This is a genomic window from Streptomyces europaeiscabiei (assembly GCF_001550375.1).
Lineage (GTDB): Bacteria > Actinomycetota > Actinomycetes > Streptomycetales > Streptomycetaceae > Streptomyces > Streptomyces europaeiscabiei.
Map to the genome: position 1 here is coordinate 1 of NZ_LRTR01000840.1, position 2,498 is coordinate 2,498.

Consider the following 2,498-nt stretch of genomic DNA (forward strand, 5'->3'; position numbering starts at 1 on the left):
GCGGGTGTGTCGTCGTTCGGTATCAGTGGGACGAACGCGCATGTGGTGCTGGAGGCCGTTCCCGAGGAGCCGGTGGCCGAGGAGCCGGTGGCCGAGCAGTGGGTGACCGGCGAGCCGGTGGCCGAGCAGTCGGTGGCGGAGGAGTCGGGCGGGGTGCGGGGTGGTGTTCCGGTGCCGTGGGTGGTCAGTGCCCGCAGCCGGGACGCCCTGCGCGCCCAGGCCGCACAACTCCTCGACCACATGGGTGAGTTCACCGACCTCACCCCCGCCGACCTCGGCCTCTCCCTCACCGCGACCCGCGCCGCGTTCGAGCACCGCGCCGTCGTTCTCGGCGCCGACCGCGCCGCGCTGACCGACGGGCTGCGGCTGGTCGCCACGGGCGAGACCGGCCCGCACACGGTCACCGGCGTCCAGCGCGGCGAAGGGAAGACCGCCTTCCTCTTCTCCGGTCAGGGTGCCCAGCGCCCGGGGATGGGCCGTGGCCTGTACGAGGTCTTCCCCGTCTTCGCGGACGCCTTCGACGCGGTCTGCGCCCATCTCGGCGACGACCTGCGCGACCTCGTGTTCGGCGACGACGCCGAGCGGCTGAACCGCACCGAGCACGCCCAGCCCGCCCTCTTCGCCTTCGAGGTCGCCCTCTACCGCCTGCTGGAATCCTGGGGCGTACGGCCCGACTTCGTCGCCGGGCACTCCGTCGGCGAGATCGCCGCCGCGCACATCGCCGGCGTGATGTCGCTCCAGGACGCCTGCGCCCTGGTCGCCGCCCGCGGCCGACTGATGCAGGAACTGCCGCCCGGCGGCGCCATGTTCGCCGTGGAGGCGGCCGAGGACGACGTACGGCCGTTGCTGGAGGGCCACCCGGACGCGGGTATCGCCGCCGTCAACGGGCCCCGCTCCGTAGTGGTCTCCGGCGCCGAGGACGTGGTCGCCGGCATCGCCGCGCGGCTCGCCGCCGACGGGCGCCGCACCACCAGACTGCGGGTCAGCCACGCCTTCCACTCACCGCTCATGGAACCCATGCTCGACGCATTCCGCGAGGTCGCCGCGAGCATCTCCTACGCCCCGCCGCGCATGGCTGTCGTCTCCAATGTCACCGGCTGCGGCGCCGCCCCCGGCGAACTGGAGGACCCGGAGTACTGGGTGCGGCACGTGCGGGAGGCGGTCCGCTTCGCGGACGGCGTCGGCTGGCTCGCCGCGCACGGCGTCAGCCGGTTCGTGGAGGTCGGCCCCGACGGCACCCTGACCGCCATGGCGCAGAGCTGCCCGACGGACGACGAGAACACCCTGTTCGTGCCGTCGCTGCGCAAGGACCGCGACGAGCGCGAGACGCTCCTGGACGCCGTCGCCCGAGCCTTCGCCCACGGCGTGCCCGTGGAGTGGCCCCGCCTCTTCGACGGCACCGGCGCCCGCACCGCCCAGCTGCCCACCTACCCCTTCCAGCGCCGCCGGTACTGGCCGAAGCCGCCCGTGCTGCTCGGCGACGTCACCGCCGCGGGCCTCGGCACCAGCGGTCACCCGCTGCTCGGCGCGGCCGTGGAGCTGGCCGACGGCGCCACCCACGTGTTCACCGGCCGGTTCTCACTGGGCTCCCACTCCTGGCTGAAGGACCACGCCCTCACCAGCACCGCCCTGTTCCCGGCGACCGGCTTCCTCGACCTGGCCCTGCACGCGGGCGCCCGCACCGGCTGCGAGCAGGTCGCCGAGCTGACGATCCTGGCCCCGCTCACCCTGCCCGCACACGGCGGGGTGCAGGTCCAGGTCCGCGTCGAGGAACCCGACGCCACCGGGGCCCGCCCGCTGACCGTGCACGGCCGCCCCGACGACGCCGAACCCGGCACCCCGTGGACCCTGCACGCCGGCGGTCTGCTCACGGCCGCCGCCGAAACGGCGGCCACCCCCTACGACTTCACCGCCTGGCCGCCCGAGGGCGGCGCGGAAGTGCCGCTCGACGGTTTCTACGAGGCGTTCGCCGACCGCGGTCACCTCTACGGCCCGCTGTTCCAGGGACTGACCCGGGTCTGGACACGTGGCGAGGAAGTCTTCGCCGAGGTCGAGCTGCCCGCCGACGCCGCCCCCGCGGCCGACGCCTTCGACCTGCACCCGGCACTGCTCGACGCCGCACTGCACGCGGTGATGTTCGTGCCGATGAAGGACGCCGGACGGCTGCCCTTCTCCTGGAGCGACGTGCGCCTCGACGCCGTCGGCGCGTCCGCCCTGCGGCTGCGGATGGTCCAGGAGGGCCCGGAGGCCGTCGGCCTCGCCCTCGCCGACCCGGCGGGCCGGCCGGTCGCCTCCGTCGGCTCGCTCACCCTGCGCGAACTCAGCGGCGACCTCGCCGGCTCCACCGTCGGCGCGCCCGGCAACCGGGGCCTGTACGAAATGGACTGGCGGCCCGTCACCCCCGGCGACGCCGAAACCCCCGCCCCGTCGACGGTGACGGTCGTCGGCGCGGACGAGGCCGACGAACTGGCCGCCGCCCTGCGCGCCGCCGGGCACAC

The 2,498-nt window shown here is 74.9% G+C and carries 1 protein-coding gene; it reads left to right on the top strand.

All coding sequences use genetic code 11. The features are described from left to right. Positions 1 to 2,498, top strand: a 2,498-nt coding sequence (locus AWZ10_RS55385) for an acyltransferase domain-containing protein (RefSeq protein ID WP_279616677.1), incomplete at both ends; no start/stop codon positions are given.